Annotated in this window: 14 protein-coding genes; 8 read left to right on the top strand and 6 right to left on the bottom strand. The window is 57.6% G+C overall.

Annotated features, from left to right (window positions below):
- Window positions 1-167: 167 nt before the first annotated feature.
- Together PZA18_RS13560 and rmuC are read right to left on the bottom strand one after the other, a co-directional pair.
- Window positions 168-683, bottom strand: a complete 516-nt coding sequence (locus PZA18_RS13560; protein WP_284101390.1) for a DUF4124 domain-containing protein — start codon at window positions 681-683, stop codon at window positions 168-170.
- A gap of 53 nt (window positions 684-736) precedes the next feature.
- Window positions 737-2,248, bottom strand: a complete 1,512-nt coding sequence (gene rmuC, locus PZA18_RS13555; RefSeq protein ID WP_284101389.1) for a DNA recombination protein RmuC — start codon at window positions 2,246-2,248, stop codon at window positions 737-739.
- Window positions 2,249-2,386: 138 nt separating this feature from the next.
- On the opposite strand from rmuC, the gene flgA reads away from it, so the two are divergent.
- The 5 genes from flgA to ispH all read left to right on the top strand — a co-directional run bounded on the left by flgA (window position 2,387) and on the right by ispH (window position 8,597).
- Window positions 2,387-3,085 (top strand): flagellar basal body P-ring formation chaperone FlgA, encoded by a 699-nt coding sequence (gene flgA / locus PZA18_RS13550; protein ID WP_284101388.1) that lies wholly within the window; start codon window positions 2,387-2,389, stop codon window positions 3,083-3,085.
- Window positions 3,086-3,246: 161 nt separating this feature from the next.
- Window positions 3,247-4,191, top strand: coding sequence for a bifunctional riboflavin kinase/FAD synthetase (locus tag PZA18_RS13545; protein WP_284101387.1), 945 nt, complete (start codon window positions 3,247-3,249; stop codon window positions 4,189-4,191).
- A gap of 95 nt (window positions 4,192-4,286) precedes the next feature.
- Window positions 4,287-7,151, top strand: a complete 2,865-nt coding sequence (ileS, locus tag PZA18_RS13540; protein ID WP_284101386.1) for an isoleucine--tRNA ligase — start codon at window positions 4,287-4,289, stop codon at window positions 7,149-7,151.
- Window positions 7,144-7,650 carry a signal peptidase II gene (gene lspA, locus PZA18_RS13535; RefSeq protein ID WP_284101468.1) on the top strand — a complete coding sequence of 169 codons (507 nt, stop codon included), beginning with the start codon at window positions 7,144-7,146 and terminating at the stop codon, window positions 7,648-7,650. Before ileS ends, lspA begins: the two co-directional genes overlap by 8 nt.
- Window positions 7,651-7,670: 20 nt before the next feature.
- Window positions 7,671-8,597, top strand: a complete 927-nt coding sequence (gene ispH, locus PZA18_RS13530; RefSeq protein WP_284101385.1) for a 4-hydroxy-3-methylbut-2-enyl diphosphate reductase — start codon at window positions 7,671-7,673, stop codon at window positions 8,595-8,597.
- 107 nt (window positions 8,598-8,704) lie between these two features.
- On the opposite strand, the gene uvrB is transcribed toward ispH, so the two are convergent.
- From uvrB to PZA18_RS13515, 3 genes are all read right to left on the bottom strand, one after another.
- The gene (gene uvrB, locus PZA18_RS13525; RefSeq protein ID WP_284101384.1) at window positions 8,705-10,723 is read right to left on the bottom strand and encodes an excinuclease ABC subunit UvrB; all 2,019 of its coding nucleotides are present in this window, start codon (window positions 10,721-10,723) and stop codon (window positions 8,705-8,707) included.
- A gap of 293 nt (window positions 10,724-11,016) precedes the next feature.
- Window positions 11,017-12,234: an MFS transporter gene (locus PZA18_RS13520; protein WP_284101382.1), complete on the bottom strand. Its 1,218-nt coding sequence runs from the start codon at window positions 12,232-12,234 to the stop codon at window positions 11,017-11,019.
- A gap of 77 nt (window positions 12,235-12,311) precedes the next feature.
- A complete protein-coding gene (locus tag PZA18_RS13515) occupies window positions 12,312-13,175 on the bottom strand; it encodes a head GIN domain-containing protein (RefSeq protein ID WP_284101381.1) in 864 nt (287 codons plus the stop codon).
- Between the two features lie 185 nt (window positions 13,176-13,360).
- On the opposite strand from PZA18_RS13515, the gene upp reads away from it, so the two are divergent.
- Both upp and PZA18_RS13505 read left to right on the top strand, forming a co-directional pair.
- Entirely contained in the window at window positions 13,361-13,993 is a 633-nt protein-coding gene (gene upp / locus PZA18_RS13510) for a uracil phosphoribosyltransferase (protein ID WP_284101380.1), read from the top strand.
- A 3-nt stretch (window positions 13,994-13,996) separates the two neighbouring features.
- Window positions 13,997-14,491, top strand: a complete 495-nt coding sequence (locus PZA18_RS13505; RefSeq protein WP_284101379.1) for a DUF523 domain-containing protein — start codon at window positions 13,997-13,999, stop codon at window positions 14,489-14,491.
- 139 nt (window positions 14,492-14,630) lie between these two features.
- Here the strand turns inward: PZA18_RS13505 and cysB are convergent, their stop codons facing one another.
- Window positions 14,631-15,563 carry an HTH-type transcriptional regulator CysB gene (gene cysB, locus PZA18_RS13500; protein WP_284101378.1) on the bottom strand — a complete coding sequence of 311 codons (933 nt, stop codon included), beginning with the start codon at window positions 15,561-15,563 and terminating at the stop codon, window positions 14,631-14,633.
- 121 nt (window positions 15,564-15,684) lie between these two features.
- Between cysB and PZA18_RS13495 the strand changes: the two genes are divergently transcribed.
- Window positions 15,685-16,461 (top strand): sulfite exporter TauE/SafE family protein, encoded by a 777-nt coding sequence (locus PZA18_RS13495; protein ID WP_284101377.1) that lies wholly within the window; start codon window positions 15,685-15,687, stop codon window positions 16,459-16,461.
- The last annotated feature ends 46 nt before the right edge of the window (window positions 16,462-16,507 follow it).

The raw sequence follows: 16,507 nt of genomic DNA, 5'->3' as shown, positions 1-16,507 counted from the left end.
CAGGCCCAAATCCAACGAAACGCGATCCGGAAATAAAATGTCAACAGAGCCTGGGCTGCCTTAGTCACCAAGCCCACCACCCCAAACAAAACCGGCAACCCTTGGGTTGCCGGTTTTGTTTGGTACTTGCTGACTAAAGCAACCCGGAAAGCGGGTCTTTTACGTAATTATTTACAGTACTTAGCCACCTCGCGGCGGGCATTGGCAATTTCTGCCGGACGGTTTTCGTCGCTGATGAACTCCGGCGCGCCGTTCGCGCCAGGCTTGATCACACGGCCTTGATCCTCAAGTTTGGCTAGCCAAGCTTTCGACGTTGCGCAATTCTGCTGCTTGATCTTGGCCTCTTCATCGGCACGCGCCTTGGTTTGCGCTGCCTCGGCAGCCTTACGCTTGGCTTCGAGATCCTTGTCACCCGCCGGGCCATTAGCGGCGGCCTGCTTGGTCATATTCTCAGCCCCTTTGCCGGGTTCTGTCGCAGCAGGCTGCTGTCCCACTGGCATAGTACGACCCGATGCGGGCTTGATCTGCGTAACAGCGGCTTTCCCTTCGGTCGTCGGCGGTGGCTGATCTGAAAAATGAACGTTGCCTTGAGCATCCTTCCACTTGTAGACCTCGGCCAACGCTGGCGCAGCCAGCCCTGCTACAGCCAAAACCATCAAGGCTTTGCAAAGATTGTTACGCATGGCGGACTTCCTTTTTGCAAGTGGTAATAAGGGATGATTCTAATATTCTCACGTCATACAAGCAAACCAGTCTCGCTCGTAACAGGCTCAGGAAGTGACTGCTGATTTTCGCCGTCCAATCGTACGTGCTCAATCTCGGTAAATCGTTTGCTGATCTTGTCGCTCGTTATCTGCACCTGCAGGGCATCTTCATGCGCCTGGCGAATGTGATCCGCCAGCTTTTTCATACGCACATCAAAGCGCTCGAACTCACGCCCCAGTTTGCCCAATGCATCCTTGATGATATGCACCTGCCGCCGGGTTTCAACATCCTTGATCACGGCGCGCGCCGTGTTCAGCACCGCCATCATGGTTGTTGGCGAAACAATCCAGACGCGCCGGCTCATTGCGTGCTGCACCAGTTCGGGGTGATAGGCATGGATCTCTGCAAATACCGCCTCAGCCGGAATGAACATAACTGCGCCGTCAGAGGTTTCGCCCGGCACGATGTACTTATCGCCAATCGCATCAATATGTCGCTTCACATCGGCCTTGAAAGCGCGCTGGGCCAGAGCACGCTCGGTCTCGGTCACATCCGGCCCGAACATGCGGTGGTAGTTTTCAAGCGGGAATTTCGAATCAACTGCGACCTTGCCGGTCGGTTCGGGCAGCTGTAACAGACAGTCGGCACGAGTGCCATTCGACAGTGTCACCTGCAGGCGGAAAGCGGCCTCGGGCAAGACATTGCGTACCAGATGCTCCAGCTGCACCTCGCCATACGCCCCACGGGAGCGCTTGTCGCCCAGCAACTCTTGCAGGCTCACCACGTTGGTGGTCAAGCCATCAATTTTCTTCTGGGCCTCATCAATAGTCGCCAGGCGAGCCATGACACTGGTGAAGGTCTCATTGGTCTTCTTGAACCCCTCTTCCAGGCGTTCACTGACCTTGCCGGAAATCTGCTCCAGCCGCTCATCGACCTTCTGCGTCTGCTCTCCGACTGATTGGGTCAGCTGCTGAGTCGTCTGCCTTAACGTCGTCAGCAGCAGCTCCTGCTGCGCAGCCCCTTGCTCGGCCAGCACCCGGCCGACCGTCTCGACCGTATCGCTGCGTGCCTGATCCTGCCGTTGCTGGATGGCTGTCGAAATCTCCGCAAGCTGTCTGAGGATCGCCTCCCGGCTCTCGGCCAAGGACTGCGTCTGCGACAATTGCAATGCCTGCATGGCATCAGTCTGGCTGTTGCGAGCCAGATCCAGCACTTGCCGGGTATCTCGCAATTCGTGCGCTACCGCTTCTCGCAGGCGGTCAAAAGCCTGAGCTACCCCTTCCCGCAAGCGGTCATTCGATTCGGTAAGGCTATTGCGCAGGCGATCACTCTGCTGGCCAAACGCATTGGTCATCGACTCTGCCTGCCGCGTCATCCCCTCATGCATGCTGGACAGCACGGCCCGATGCTTTTCCTCCAGTTGCAACTGTATGGTTTCCAGTACCAACTTCTGGGCATTGGCAAGTTGCCCCAGCCTGACCCAGACCAACATCCCGGCTAGTAACACGACGATTGCGACGATCCCGAACAGCATTTCCAGCATGGTTTTTCCGTTTTTGTTGCCTGTACAGCTTCCAATGATAGCGCCCACAGACCGCACCGGGCGACACGGCGACCATAAATCACCACAAGGCAATGGGCCCGACTGAAAAAAACCTGCCGCTTGGGCTATGATAGGGGCATGCGAAATCTATCCCTTGCACTTGTGATGCCGGCACTGATGGCGCTCGCCAGCCCGATTGCCCACGCCGATGACCAACAGGACGTCGCCGCCATCGTTGCGGCTGCCAACGACTACCTCGCAAACGAGCTGCGAACTTATGGCAATAAAGCCCAGTTTCAGATCGGCAAAATTGACCAGCGCCTGATCTTGCCCCGCTGTGAAAAGATTGAAGTCAGCCTGCCTTCCGGCAACCGCCTGGTCGGCAACAGCTCGGTCAAGGTTCGCTGCGCCCAAGGCGCCAACTGGGCGGTGAACGTCCCCGTCAGTATTTCGCTGACGGCCCCCTACTTGGTTGCGAGCCGTCCCTTGCCTTCTGGCCATGTCATGACAGAAGCCGACTTCCAGAAGCGCGAAGGCGAGTTGTCCCAACTTCCGCCGACGGTGGTATTGGATCCGCAACTGGCAATCGGCCGGACTCTGGTTGGAGGATTGGCAGTCGGCGCCCCCCTGCGCTCAGATCAGTTGCGCGCCGCATTTGCAGTCAAGGCCAATGAATTCGTCAAAGTAATTGCCCATGGCAATGGCTTCGAAGTCACCAGCGAGGGCCGTGCGCTGACCAATGCGGCGGAAGGGCAGAAGGTGTCAGTCAAGATGGCATCCGGCTCTACGGTCCATGGTGTGGCCAAGTCGGAAGGTGTGGTGGAAATACAGTACTGATCAACCTATGTGGGCATGGAAAGGCCGTTCATTCCTAGACCACCCTGCCCCCCTCCGCTAGAATCACCTGTTTCCCGGCCAAAAACCACCCGCATTACTGGTGTGGAGATTGGCCCTGACTTGACCGAGGCCCATTACAGCGGGCCTTATCTATTGAAACCATGCAGGTATTTCGCGGTATTCCCTTTCATTCGTCTGGCCCCTGCGCACTGACCATTGGTAATTTCGATGGCCTGCACACCGGCCATCGCACCATGCTTGCGCGCCTACGGCAGGAGGCACAACGCCGTAGCTTGCCTATGGCTGTCATGACTTTCGAACCCCATCCGCGCGAGCTCTTTACCCCGGAATCTGCCCCCGCAAGGCTGACCAGCCTGCGGGAAAAGCTCGAATTACTGCGCGATGCCGGAGTTGATCGCGTCTATGTCTGCCACTTCACCCGCAAGCTCGCCTCGCTCGCCGCTGACACCTTCGCTGCCGATATTCTGGCAACCCAGCTTCAGGCCCGATATGTGCTGATCGGCGATGACTTCCGGTTTGGCAAAGGCCGCAGTGGCAACGTCGATAGCCTGACCGCTGCCAGCCAGTCACTTGGATTCGAAGTCGATGCCATGCATAGCGTTACCGTTGAAGGCATGCGGGTCTCCAGCACGGCGGTACGCGATGCCTTGGCCGCAGGGAAAATCGAACTCGCCAACACCCTGCTAGGCCGACCCTATAGCATTAGCGGCCGGGTTGTTCACGGCCAGAAACTCGGAAGGCAACTGGGCTTTCCAACGGCCAATATCCAGGTAAAGCACAATCGCCCACCGCTGACAGGCATCTTTGCCGTGGAGTTTCATGGCATAGGCGAACCGCGCCTGGGAGCCGCCAGCCTCGGCATACGTCCTACTGTCATCAGCAATGGCCAGATGGCGCTGGAAGTCAATGTACTGGACTTCGAGGGAGATCTGTATGGCCGCCATGTCAGGGTCGATTTCCTGCACAAACTGCGCGATGAAGCCAAATACCCTGATCTCGAAACCTTGAAAGCACAGATTGGTGCCGACGTCGAAGCTATTCGCCGTTGGTTCGGGGAGCGAATTAGCTCCCCTCGCTCGGCCTGACGCGGGGCACGAGCGAGGGTGAGTCGCCCCGCACACGACACGGCCAGCCTGGTGCAGCCGACCTACAGAATTGATGCTTTTTCGAGAAAATTTCCATGTCCGACAATAAATATCCCCTGAATCTGCCAGACACTCCATTCCCGATGCGTGGCGATCTGGCCAAACGTGAGCCCGGCTTTCTCGCCACCTGGCAAAGCAAAAAGCTCTACGACAAAGTACGCTCTGTCTCCAAGGGTCGCCCCAAATTCATCCTGCATGATGGCCCGCCCTACGCCAATGGCGATATCCATATCGGTCACGCAGTCAACAAGGTTCTGAAGGACATCATCATCAAGTCGAAAACCCTCGCGGGCTTCGATGCGCCTTACGTGCCGGGCTGGGACTGCCACGGCCTGCCAATCGAGCACCAGATCGAAAAACTGGTGAAATCAGATAAAGATGCCGTGAAGCGCTGGCCGGATATCCATGCACGCATCGTCGCCTATCGCAAAGCCAACGACCTGCCTGCCGATGCGATCCACCTGCCAGCAGCCTTCATTCGCGAGCTGTGCCGCGAATATGCGCAAGGCCAGATCGAACGCCAAAAGGCTGATTTCGTGCGTCTGGGCGGTCTTGGTGACTGGGATCAGCCATATCGCACCATGGACTTCAAGACCGAAGCTGACATTGTGCGCACGCTGGGTCGCATCCACGCAAACGGTTATCTGGTGAAAGGGCAAAAGCCCGTGCACTGGTGTGTCGATTGTGGGTCTGCCCTGGCGGAAGCTGAAGTTGAATACGAGGACAAAAACAGCCCGGCAATCGACGTCGCCTTTCAGGTATGCGACAACGCGGCACTGGAAAAAGCCTTTGGTGGCGGCAGCCTTGGCGGAGAGCCTGCCTACGCCGTCATCTGGACCACCACTCCCTGGACTCTGCCCGCCAACCAGGCAGTGTGCGTGCATCCTGAACTCACTTACGACCTGATCCAGACCCCCAAAGGGCTGCTGATCCTGGCTCGTGATCTGGCCGAACAGGCCATCCAGCGCTATGGTTTCGAAAGCGTCGAGGTCATCGCCCAGACCAAAGGCGAACATCTGGAGCATCTGGTCCTGCAACATCCGTTTATTGATCGCCAGGTCAAGATCGTACTCGGCATGCACGTCACGACCGACGCGGGTACCGGCCTTGTCCATACCGCACCGGCCCACGGCCTGGATGACTACCACGTCGGCCTGCATTACGGGCTGGCCATCGACAATCCCGTTGGCAATGACGGTCGTTTCCTGCCTTCCGTGCCCATGCTCGCCGGCAAGACGGTATGGCAGGCCAATCCCGTTGTGCTCGAAACCCTGCAAACCAAGGAATTACTGCTGTGCAACACACAGCTGCGCCATAGCTATCCACACTGCTGGCGACACAAGTCACCCATCATCTTCCGTGCCACCGCGCAGTGGTTCATTTCCATGGACAAACCCGGCAACGCCGGAAACAGTCTGCGTCATGTTGCCAAGCAGGCGGTTGATGCCACCGAGTTCTTCCCGCAATGGGGCCGTGGCCGTCTTGAAGCCATGATCGGCAACCGTCCCGACTGGTGTGTGTCCCGCCAGCGCAACTGGGGCGTGCCGATGACCTTCTTCATGCACAAAGAAACCGGCGAGTTGCATCCACGCTCGCAAGCACTACTCGAAGCGGTGGCCAAGAAGATCGAGAACGCCGGGATCGAAGCCTGGTTCAGCCTGCAGGCAGAAGAGTTGCTGGGGGAGGAAGCGCGCGACTACGTCAAACTTACCGACACCCTGGATGTCTGGTTCGACTCCGGCTCGACGCACTACGCCGTCTTGAAGAGCCGTGAAGGGCTTGCCCACCCGGCAGATCTCTACCTGGAAGGCTCGGATCAGCATCGCGGCTGGTTCCAGTCCTCCTTGCTCACCGGCTGCGCTACGGATGGGCATGCGCCGTATCGCCAGCTGCTGACCCATGGCTTCGTGGTGGACGGCCAGGGCCGCAAGATGTCCAAATCGCTGGGCAACGTCATCGTGCCGCAAAAGGTCATCGACCAGTACGGTGCCGACGTGCTGCGCCTGTGGACCGCATCGACCGATTACTCTGGCGAAATGTCGATCTCGGATGAGATCCTCAAGCGTGTAATCGAAGCCTATCGCCGCATCCGCAACACCATGCGCTTCCTGCTGGCAAACATCGCCGACTTCGACGCCAAGACCCAACTTCTGCCTGTCGATGAGTTGCTGACCATCGACCGGTATGCGGTATCGGTCATGACCCAACAATGCCAGCAGGCTGTTACCAAAGCCTATGAAAGGTATGACTTCCATGGTGCCGTGCAGGAAATCCACAACTTCTGCTCGGAAGACCTCGGGGGCTTCTTCCTCGACATCCTGAAAGACCGGCTCTACACCACCGCCGCAGATGCCAAAACCCGCCGTTCGGCCCAGACTGCGCTGTGGCATATCAGTCGCAGCCTGACCTTACTGCTGGCGCCAATCCTGTCATTTACCGCTGACGAAGCCTGGGCCTTTATCGGCGAAGGCTGCGACGACAGCGTATTCCTGCACACCTGGCATCAGTTGCCTGTGGCGGCGGACAGCCAATCCCTTGCCCAGGATTGGGCGGCCATCCGCGAGGCACGCAAGCTGGTACTCAAGCAGATTGAAGAATCACGTGCCGCAGGCGCAGTCGGCTCTTCCTTGCAGGCAGAAGTCGATATCGAAGCGACCGGCCATGCGCTCGATGCCATGGCGGCGCTCGGTGACGACCTGCGCTTTGTCACCATCACCTCGCGCGCCAGCCTGAAGGCCGGTGCCGAAAGCCGGGTAAGCGTCAGCGCCTCCACCTACACCAAGTGCGAACGCTGCTGGCACTACCGGGCAGACGTGGGCCGTGATACCAACCACGCCACGCTGTGCGGACGTTGCGTCGCCAATCTATTCGGTGAAGGTGAAGCGCGTGTCCATGCCTGATCCCGTCAAACCAACGGGCGCCCTGGGCGGGGCGGTCCGCTGGTTTGTCATTGCCTTCATGGTCATAGTGCTCGACCAGGCCACCAAGCTGGCTGCCGAGCACTTTTTGAGCCCACGCGATGTCATCCCCATCATGCCGTCGTTCAATCTGGTACTGGCGTACAACCCCGGCGCCGCCTTCTCGTTTCTCGCCAGCGCCGGAGGCTGGCAGCGCTGGTTCTTCATGCTGCTGGCGATTGTCGTATCCGGCGTAATCGGGCGGCTGTTGCTGAAACACCGTGCGGAAACCTTGTTCTGCTGGGCAATGTCGTTGATTCTGGGTGGCGCTATCGGCAACCTGATTGACCGTGGCTATCTTGGTCACGTCATCGACTTTATTCAGCTCTACTACGGCAACTTCTACTGGCCCGCCTTCAATATTGCCGACTCTGCAATCTGTGTTGGCGCGGCCTTGATGGTGTGGGACAGTTTTCGCAAGCCCAAACCCGCTTCTCAATAAGTTTTACTGGAATAGCAGACATGACGATCCAAGTCGTACTCGCCAATCCCCGTGGCTTTTGCGCCGGCGTTGATCGCGCCATCGCCATCGTCGAGCGGGCGCTTGAGCAATTTGGCGCACCTATCTACGTTCGACATGAAGTCGTACACAACAAATTTGTTGTGGAGGATTTACGCAACAAAGGAGCCGTTTTTGTCGAAAGCCTGGACGCTGTGCCCGCTGGCGCCACCGTGATCTTCTCGGCCCATGGCGTACCGCAGTCGGTCCGGCGGGAAGCCGAAGCACGCGGCCTCAAGGTCTTTGATGCGACCTGCCCTTTGGTGACCAAAGTGCATGTTGAAGTGCGCAAAATGCGCGAAGCCGGCTTTGAAATCGTGATGATCGGCCACCAGGGCCATCCTGAAGTCGAAGGCACCATGGGGCAATCCAGCGGCGGCATGTATCTGGTGGAAACCGTGGCCGACGTTGCCACGCTGCAGGTGGAAAATACCGAACAGCTTGCCTACGTCACCCAGACCACTTTGTCGGTGGATGACGCAGCTGCGATCGTCAATGCACTGAAACAGCGCTTTCCGAATATTGTCGGCCCCAAGAAAGATGACATCTGCTATGCCACCCAAAACCGGCAGGATGCGGTCAAGCAACTGGCTCGCGAAGCAGATGTAATGATTGTCGTCGGCTCCATCAACAGCTCGAACTCGAATCGCCTGCGCGAGGTCGCTGAAAATCTCGGCATTCCAGCCTATCTGGTGGATAACGCCGACGAGCTGCAGCCCGAATGGATTGCCGGGCATCAATCGGTAGGCGTGACCGCCGGGGCCTCTGCGCCGGAAGTGCTGGTGATCGAAGTCATTGAGCGCGTCAAACAGCTGGGGGCAGAACGGGTCAACGAGATGAAAGGGATTGAGGAGAACATTGTGTTCTCCTTGCCCAAAGGCTTGGCCTGACTGGCAAATGCTTTTGCCAAAGCAAAGAGGCGGGGTTTCTCCCGCCTCTTTTTTCACTTGATTTTTCAGACCTCATTCAAAGCATGGCTCATGGGCGGCAATAGCGCCTAACTCGCGCCAAAGACCTTTTCGCGTAGTGCCTTGAGTTGATCGCGCATGACTGCCGCTTTCTCGAACTCCAGATTGCGGGCCGCTTCCAGCATTTCTTTTTCGATTCGTTTGATTTCCTTGGCCAGCTGCTTTTCGTCGAGTTCTTCGAGCTGACGCTGGCGCTTCTGCTCCAGTCTGGCGGCCTGGGCCTCTTCCTCGTTGTATACGCCGTCAATAATGTCCTTGATCCGCTTGACCACGCCACGAGGTGTGATGCCATGCGCAGTATTAAAGGCCACTTGCTTGGCGCGGCGGCGCTCGGTTTCGTCGATAGCCGCTTTCATCGAGCGGGTTACGGTATCCGCGTAAAGAATCGCCGTGCCGTTCAAGTTCCGTGCAGCGCGGCCGATGGTCTGAATCAGGCTGCGTTCGCTACGCAAAAAGCCCTCCTTGTCCGCATCCAGAATCGCTACCAGCGACACCTCGGGGATGTCCAGACCTTCACGCAGCAAGTTAATGCCGATCAACACGTCAAATTGCCCCAGTCGCAGATCGCGGATGATCTCGACCCGCTCTACGGTGTCGATATCAGAATGGAGGTAGCGGACTTTCACGCCATGATCGGCAAAATACTCAGACAGCTGCTCGGCCATGCGCTTGGTCAACGTGGTAACCAGAACCCGCTCACCGACTGCAGTGCGCTTATGGATTTCGCTCAGCAAGTCGTCTACCTGCGTGCCGACCGGCCGCACCTCGATGATCGGATCGACCAAGCCTGTCGGCCGCACCACCTGCTCCACCACCTGCCCTTGATGCTTGGCTTCATACTCGGAGGGCGTCGCCGAAACAAACACCGTCTGCGGCATCATCTGCTCGAATTCCTCGAACCGTAGCGGCCGGTTATCCAGCGCAGAAGGCAGACGGAACCCGAAATCGACCAGGTTTTCCTTACGGGCACGATCACCTTTAAACATCGCACCGATTTGCGGAATGGTGACGTGCGACTCGTCAATGATCATCAAGCAATGCTCGGGCAGATAGTCGATCAAGGTTGGGGGAGGCTCCCCCGGTGCGTGGCCAGAAAGGTGGCGTGAGTAGTTTTCAATGCCTTTGCAAAAACCCATCTCGTGCAGCATTTCCAGGTCAAACCGGGTGCGCTGCTCCAGCCGTTGTGCCTCCACCAGTTTGTGGTTCTGGTGGAAAAACGCCAACCGCCCACGCAGCTCTTCCTTGATGGTGTCAATCGCCCTCACCACCGTCGCTCGCGGCGTGACGTAATGGCTGGACGGGAAAACAGTGAAGCGTCCCACCCGCTGTTTGATGTGGCCCGTTAGCGGGTCGAACAGCTGCAAGGACTCAATATCGTCGTCAAACAAAGATACCCGTAATGCCAGATCGGCATTCTCGGCCGGAAAAATATCAACGACATCTCCTCGTACCCGGAACACCCCGCGCCGGAATTCGATGTCATTGCGCTCATATTGCATGGCCACTAGCCTAGCCACCATGTCACGCTGGTCCAGCTTGTCGCCTTCCTTGATGTGCAAGATCATCTGATGGTAGTCAGATGGGTCGCCGATACCGTAAATCGCTGAAACGGTAGCCACAATCACGCAATCAGGGCGCTGCAGGATGGCCTTGGTGGCCGACAGCCGCATCTGCTCGATATGTTCGTTGATGCTCGAATCCTTTTCGATGAACAGATCCTTCGACGGCACATAGGCTTCGGGCTGGTAGTAGTCGTAGTACGAAACAAAATACTCGACGGCGTTCTCCGGGAAAAACTCGCGAAACTCAGCATAGAGCTGGGCAGCCAGCGTCTTGTTGGGGGCCATGACGATAGCCGGACGGCCAGTGCGGGCAATGACGTTGGCCATGGTGTAAGTTTTGCCGGAGCCCGTCACGCCGAGCAAAGTCTGAAAACTCAGACCATCCTCCAGCCCCTCCACCAGTTTATCGATGGCAACAGGCTGATCACCTGCGGGCGGAAATGGCTGATGCAGGCGATAGGGGCTATCAGGGAAAGTGACGATCACAGTGACGCTCCAGCAAAGAGTAGCCGGCTATTCTAGCCTGAACATCGCCAAGCCTATTGAAATGGCCACTCATCGCACGGGCTCGCCTCCACCGGTATTGGGTTTGTGGGGCGTGTTGAGGTACAGCGATCCGGATCAAGGCGTGGAACGCGCCACATGAACCATCGGGCGGGTACGTTCTGGCACAGTTGGCTCTGTCAATTTCGCGGCCCCGGCGTCCGCAACATTGCAATGGATCCTTGCGGCCCCAGGTTACCGGCAGGTCTTGCTGGCAAAAGCCGGGGTAATGCTAATCAAGGCGAAGCCAGTGCCAGCGGTTGCTGCTCACCTTGCTCGAGCTTCCGCAAAGCAAAGGCTGCCCCCAGGCATGCCAGCGCGCCCAACCCAATCACCAGCCGGGTATCCAGCATCGACACTGCACCTCCAACCAGCGCAACCAGCAGGTTGGCCACTGCAAATACTGAGCTCAACAAGCCCATGACAGCACCATTGCCGTGCTCGGCAAAGCATTGAGCGCAAAGCGCATGCATGGCCGCACTATAGCTGGCTAGCGGCATGGCAATCAGTAGCATCAGCGCGACGCCAGGCCAGGATGGCATGAGGGCAAAGGCCAGCATGCCCAGCGCAAACCAGGTGGCATGACGGCGAGTAAAAGCAGGAAGGCGTTGCACGTCCGGAGCCACATTGGCACTGGTCAGCGTCATGATCAGGCACTGCAGGGCAATCACCACCCCGATCTGAGCCGGGGAATGACGCATGAACTCGCTCAACCACATCGGGCTGAACTCATAGTAGGTTGTAACCCCGAGAGTGAACGCCAATTGAATCAGAAATACTTTGCGCACCTCCGTCACGCCAAGTAATTGCCTCAGCTGACGCAGGCTACCCGACTGGCTGGCAGCCTGGGGAGCGGATGCAACCGTTGCCGGCAGACAGGCTATGGTCAGCGCCAGACAAAGCAAAGTCGCGGCAGCTGCCAACAAGAAAGGGGCCGGCATACCCCACAAAGCGCCAAAACCACCGATCAACGGCCCTAGCATCCAGCCGCCATAAGCGGCCGTATTGAACCACGCAAAGGCGCGACCTGAGGGTAGTTCATCGGCAACATCGGCCACGATGGCCCGAGCCACCGCAATATTGCCTTCCGAGAACCCGAGCGCCAGTCTTGCCAGCAAAAACAATGGGTAGTTCTGAATGCTCAAAGCCCAGGCAGCCAGCAACTGCATGCCCAACGCCAACCAGAGGGTCAGCATGATCAAGGGGCGGCGGCCAAGCCGATCGGATAGCGGCCCGAGCACCATGCTGCCAATGAGAATACCAATAGGGTTGACGGCCAGAGCCAGACCAAACAAGAACTTCGGCTCGATGCCCCAGAAATGGTTGAACCCGTTGGGTGCCACATCAACAAACAGCGGGGCGAGTATGGGGTACGGCAGGGCCGCGCCGGTGTTGGCAATCAGCGCAATGGCGCAGGTGGCGATGAATATGAGCTTGGATCGGGGAAAATGCATGGAGGCCACCATTTGTAATCAAGTTTGATTACAAATTAGCAGCCTCGCTCCTTTATGTAAACATAAAAGTTTACATATTAGCCTTCAAAGTTAATGCCCTTGCCACTGGTCTTACGCTCGGCAGGATTGCCTGCAATCGAGATTTCCCCACTGCCCGTACTGCGCGCTTCGACGCTATTTTTAACAGCGGCCTGAATATCACCGGACCCGGTCAGGGACAGGTTGGCGCTATCAGCCTGCAAGCCGCCCGCGTCCACCGTGCCGGACCCCTGCAGGTTGATCTTGAGCTGCTTGGTTTTGCCCACGGTGGTGATATCCCCTGAGCCCAATAACTCGTACTCGGCCTTCTCGGCATCCAGCGCGCCCAACTCCATACTGCCGGAGCCCCGCAGATTTGCCATGACCCCCGCCAGAGCCAAGCCTTTGCCATCCAGATCGCCAGAGCCTGTCATCTCGACATTCAGCTGCTTGAGCTGCCCGGCAAGGGTGATATCACCCGAACCCGTGGTATTAACGGCGAGCAAATCCCCTTTCAAGCCCTTTAGCAGCACGTCGCCCGACCCCAGATGGCTTAGTGCATTCAGGCGTGGCATGACCACCCGGACCACCAGATTGTTGCGGCTATTCACCACAACGCCTTCCAGACCCACTTTGAGTGTCTTGCCATTTACCTCAGTCGTGATTTGCGAAAGGTACTTGGGGTTTCCTTCGACGATGACACTCTGGGCATCCCCGATCTCAACCGTCACATCTACCGGCCCCTTGCTTTCGATGCTGTCGAATTCAGCCAGCTGTCGTTTCTCCTGCTTGACTTCGCTATCGCCTTTATCGCTACCTATCGTGATGTTGACCTTGCCGTCCGCCTCACTTTTCTGGACGTTGATATCACACCCTCCCACTGCCAGCGCTGCAGCAATGAGTCCAAATAGTTGTTTGTGCATAGTGAGCTCCCTTTGTTATCCCTGCCAGTATGCCGGCAAACCAGCATGCACAGTAAACCGACCGCCGGTATGGCAAACTAGGCTCTGTTGACCTGCTGTTTCCGGATTGCGAAACAACCCGTCAACAGCGCCTAGATCTCCTCTAGCCGTCAAGCCCATCCCCCAACATTCCAAGAGAGACCTTCATGGCCGTTCACCTCGTCAGCCACCCCCTCGTCCAGCATAAAGTCGGTTTGCTACGCGAAGGCGATATCAGCACCAAGAAATTCCGTGAATTGACCAGCGAAGTCGGTCGCCTGCTGGCTTATGAAGCCAGCAAGGATTTCGCGCTGGAGACGGTCACGATCGAAGGCTGGTGCGGCCCGGTGGCCATTCAGCAGATCAAGGGCAAGAAAGTCACGGTAGTACCGATCCTGCGGGCAGGGATCGGTATGTTGGACGGCGTGCTGGACATGATCCCCAGCGCCAAAATCAGTGTGGTCGGTCTATCCCGTAACGAGGAGACCCTGCAGCCAGAGCCGTATTTTGAAAAGTTCGTTGGCGATCTGGGTGAACGCATGGCGCTGATTATCGACCCGATGCTGGCCACCGGCGGCTCGATGGTGGCAACCATCGACATGCTCAAACGCGCTGGCTGCAAGTCAATCCGGGCACTGGTACTGGTTGCTGCGCCAGAGGGGCTGCGGGCAGTTGAAACCGCCCACCCGGAGGTGGACATTTACACCGCAGCCATCGACTCCCACCTGAACGAGCACGGTTACATCATCCCGGGGCTGGGCGATGCTGGCGACAAGATCTTCGGCACCAAGCAGCGCTGATTGATGGAAAAAATCCTGGTCAGCGCCTGCCTATATGGCTTGCCGGTTCGCTACAACGCGCAAGCAGTGCCGGTACCGCATCCGCTATGGCAACGGTGGTGGGAGGAAGGACGCTTGATTGCCATCTGCCCGGAAATGGCCGGCGGCCTGCCAGTCCCGCGAGAACCGGCCGAGATCATCGGTCGCGGCGGGGGCGTTGCGGTGTGGGCAGGTCAGGCCAGGGTTGTGGACAAAACAGGCAATGCCCTCACCGCCGCTTTCCAGGCCGGCGCAAATCAGGCGCTGCAACTCGCCCACCTGCATGGCTGCCGGGCGGCGGTGCTCAAGTCAGGCAGCCCGTCTTGCGGACAAGGTCAGATCTACGATGGCAGCTTTAGCGGTGGCAAGACTGCTGGCGATGGTGTCACTGCAGCCTTGCTACGTGCCCACGGCATCGCCGTATTCGATGAACACCAGCTGGAACAGCTGGCGATGTTTCTGGACTCTGGGCTTAGCTAACAATCCGGGCCCGCCAATTTGATTATCAAGGAGGATCTGGAAACCAAGGCGCTGTTGACATTTTGTCTTCGGATCGGAAGCAAAACATCTACAGAGCCCAAGTCAGCCACTTGCAACAATTAATCAGCAGGTGCTGCAATCAATCTTCATCCTGCCCGAGAGCGGCCTCGACCAGCGGGCGTTTCAGATGCGGGGCAAAACGTTCGATGAAGCCATAGGTATAGCCACGCAGATAAGCATCACGTCGCAGACCGATGCGCGTTGTGGAAGCCTCAAACAAGTGGGATGCGTCAATGGCCTTCAACCCGATATCGCGCGACGGCTCGAACGCCATGGTGGCAATGATGCCCACCCCTAACCCCAGATTCACATAGGTCTTGATAACGTCGGTATCAATCGCAGTCAGCACCACATTCGGCGTCAACCCCTCCTTCTCGAAGGCCTGGTTGATCTTGGAACGGCCCGCAAATGCAAAGTCATAAGTCACAATCGGATAGGCCGCGACATCTGCCAGGGTAATCGGCCGATCCAGCGCTAACAGTGGATGCCCATCCGGCACCACGATACTGCGATTCCATTGATAGCAATCAAGCGCCGCCAACTCGGGAAACTGGCCAATGCCTTCCGTCGCAATCGCAATATCGGCCTCGCCCGCCACCACCAGCTCACAGATCTGGGTTGGGCTACCCTGCTTGATCGACAGGCGAACTTTGGGATAGCGCTCGCAGAAGCTGCGGATGGTATCCGGCAAGGCATACCGAGCCTGGGTATGCGTGGTCGCAATGGTCAGGCTACCTTCTTCCTCCTGCACAAACTGCTCTGCTACCCGGCGCAGATTATTGGCTTCACGCAGGATACGTTCCGAAATTTCCAGGATATGTCGGCCAGGCTCGGTTACATCCACCACCCGCTTGCCATTGCGCACAAAGACCTTGACGCCCAGTTCGTCCTCAAGCAACCGAATCTGCTTGCTGATGCCGGGTTGCGAGGTATGCAGCTTTTCAGCCGCATCAGAAACGTTGAGCCCTTGTTTCGAGACCTCAACCAGATAACGAAGCTGCTGTAACTTCATGACTTCCTCAATTTAAATAACCGATCATTATAAAAGTCTAACACATCAGTCTTTCTGGATTATATGACCCCGTTGCTATCATGGGCACTCTTCGAATTCGCCCTGAATTGGCACATCAATCATGGATATCGGTTACATCATTGCAGGCTTGGCGGTCGGCTTCATTGTTGGTCTGACCGGTATCGGCGGCGGCTCGCTGATGACGCCCATCCTGCTCGCCTTCGGCATCTCCCCTGCCAAGGCCGTCGGCACAGATCTGCTCTACGCCGCGATTACCAAAGCGGGTGGCGTTTTTGTCCATCATCGCCGTGGCAATATCGACTGGCGAATCACTGCCTGGCTATCAGCGGGCAGCGTACCTGCCGCCGCGCTGACGCTGTATGGCATGCACCTGCTGCAACCGGCAAATGCCGTGCTCGATGGCATGATCAAGCACGCGCTGGGCATCGCCCTGCTGCTGACTGCCCTGGCCATTATTTTCAAAGGTCCGATTGCCCGCTTCACCAAACAACACGCAGGCGCCAGCTCCCTGCTGTCACCCGCTGGCCGCAACGCCGCAACACTCATCACTGGCGTGTTTCTTGGCGTGCTGGTGACGCTCTCGTCGATCGGTGCAGGTGCATTGGGCACCGTGGCCCTGTTCCTGCTGTTTCCTTTATTACCGGCATCCCGCCTCGTCGGCACCGAAATTGCCCACGCCGTACCGCTGACGCTGGTAGCGGGACTGGGTCATTCCACGTTAGGCCATATTGACTGGATGTTGCTACTCAACCTGATTGGCGGTTCCCTGCCTGGCATTTATCTGGGCAGCCATCTTACCGGCCGCATCCCGGATCAGGCCCTGCGCCCGATCATCGCGGTCATGCTCGCCACCGTTGGCGCCCGACTGGCTTTTTGATTCGAGCCCACCCAACCTCGACTATTGATTGATATGGAGTAAGTAC

It is taken from the genome of Parachitinimonas caeni (assembly GCF_030129945.1).
GTDB classification, from domain to species: domain Bacteria; phylum Pseudomonadota; class Gammaproteobacteria; order Burkholderiales; family Chitinimonadaceae; genus Parachitinimonas; species Parachitinimonas caeni.
This window is presented reverse-complemented; position numbering and strand designations above follow the sequence as displayed.

Coding starts and splice junctions, on each gene's coding strand:
- PZA18_RS13560 (WP_284101390.1), bottom strand. CDS start 683: ATGCGTAACAATCTTTGCAAAGCCTTGATGGTTTTGGCTGTAGCAGGG.
- rmuC (WP_284101389.1), bottom strand. CDS start 2,248: ATGCTGGAAATGCTGTTCGGGATCGTCGCAATCGTCGTGTTACTAGCC.
- flgA (WP_284101388.1), top strand. CDS start 2,387: ATGCGAAATCTATCCCTTGCACTTGTGATGCCGGCACTGATGGCGCTC.
- PZA18_RS13545 (WP_284101387.1), top strand. CDS start 3,247: ATGCAGGTATTTCGCGGTATTCCCTTTCATTCGTCTGGCCCCTGCGCA.
- ileS (WP_284101386.1), top strand. CDS start 4,287: ATGTCCGACAATAAATATCCCCTGAATCTGCCAGACACTCCATTCCCG.
- lspA (WP_284101468.1), top strand. CDS start 7,144: ATGCCTGATCCCGTCAAACCAACGGGCGCCCTGGGCGGGGCGGTCCGC.
- ispH (WP_284101385.1), top strand. CDS start 7,671: ATGACGATCCAAGTCGTACTCGCCAATCCCCGTGGCTTTTGCGCCGGC.
- PZA18_RS13520 (WP_284101382.1), bottom strand. CDS start 12,234: ATGCATTTTCCCCGATCCAAGCTCATATTCATCGCCACCTGCGCCATT.
- PZA18_RS13515 (WP_284101381.1), bottom strand. CDS start 13,175: ATGCACAAACAACTATTTGGACTCATTGCTGCAGCGCTGGCAGTGGGA.
- upp (WP_284101380.1), top strand. CDS start 13,361: ATGGCCGTTCACCTCGTCAGCCACCCCCTCGTCCAGCATAAAGTCGGT.
- PZA18_RS13505 (WP_284101379.1), top strand. CDS start 13,997: ATGGAAAAAATCCTGGTCAGCGCCTGCCTATATGGCTTGCCGGTTCGC.
- cysB (WP_284101378.1), bottom strand. CDS start 15,563: ATGAAGTTACAGCAGCTTCGTTATCTGGTTGAGGTCTCGAAACAAGGG.
- PZA18_RS13495 (WP_284101377.1), top strand. CDS start 15,685: ATGGATATCGGTTACATCATTGCAGGCTTGGCGGTCGGCTTCATTGTT.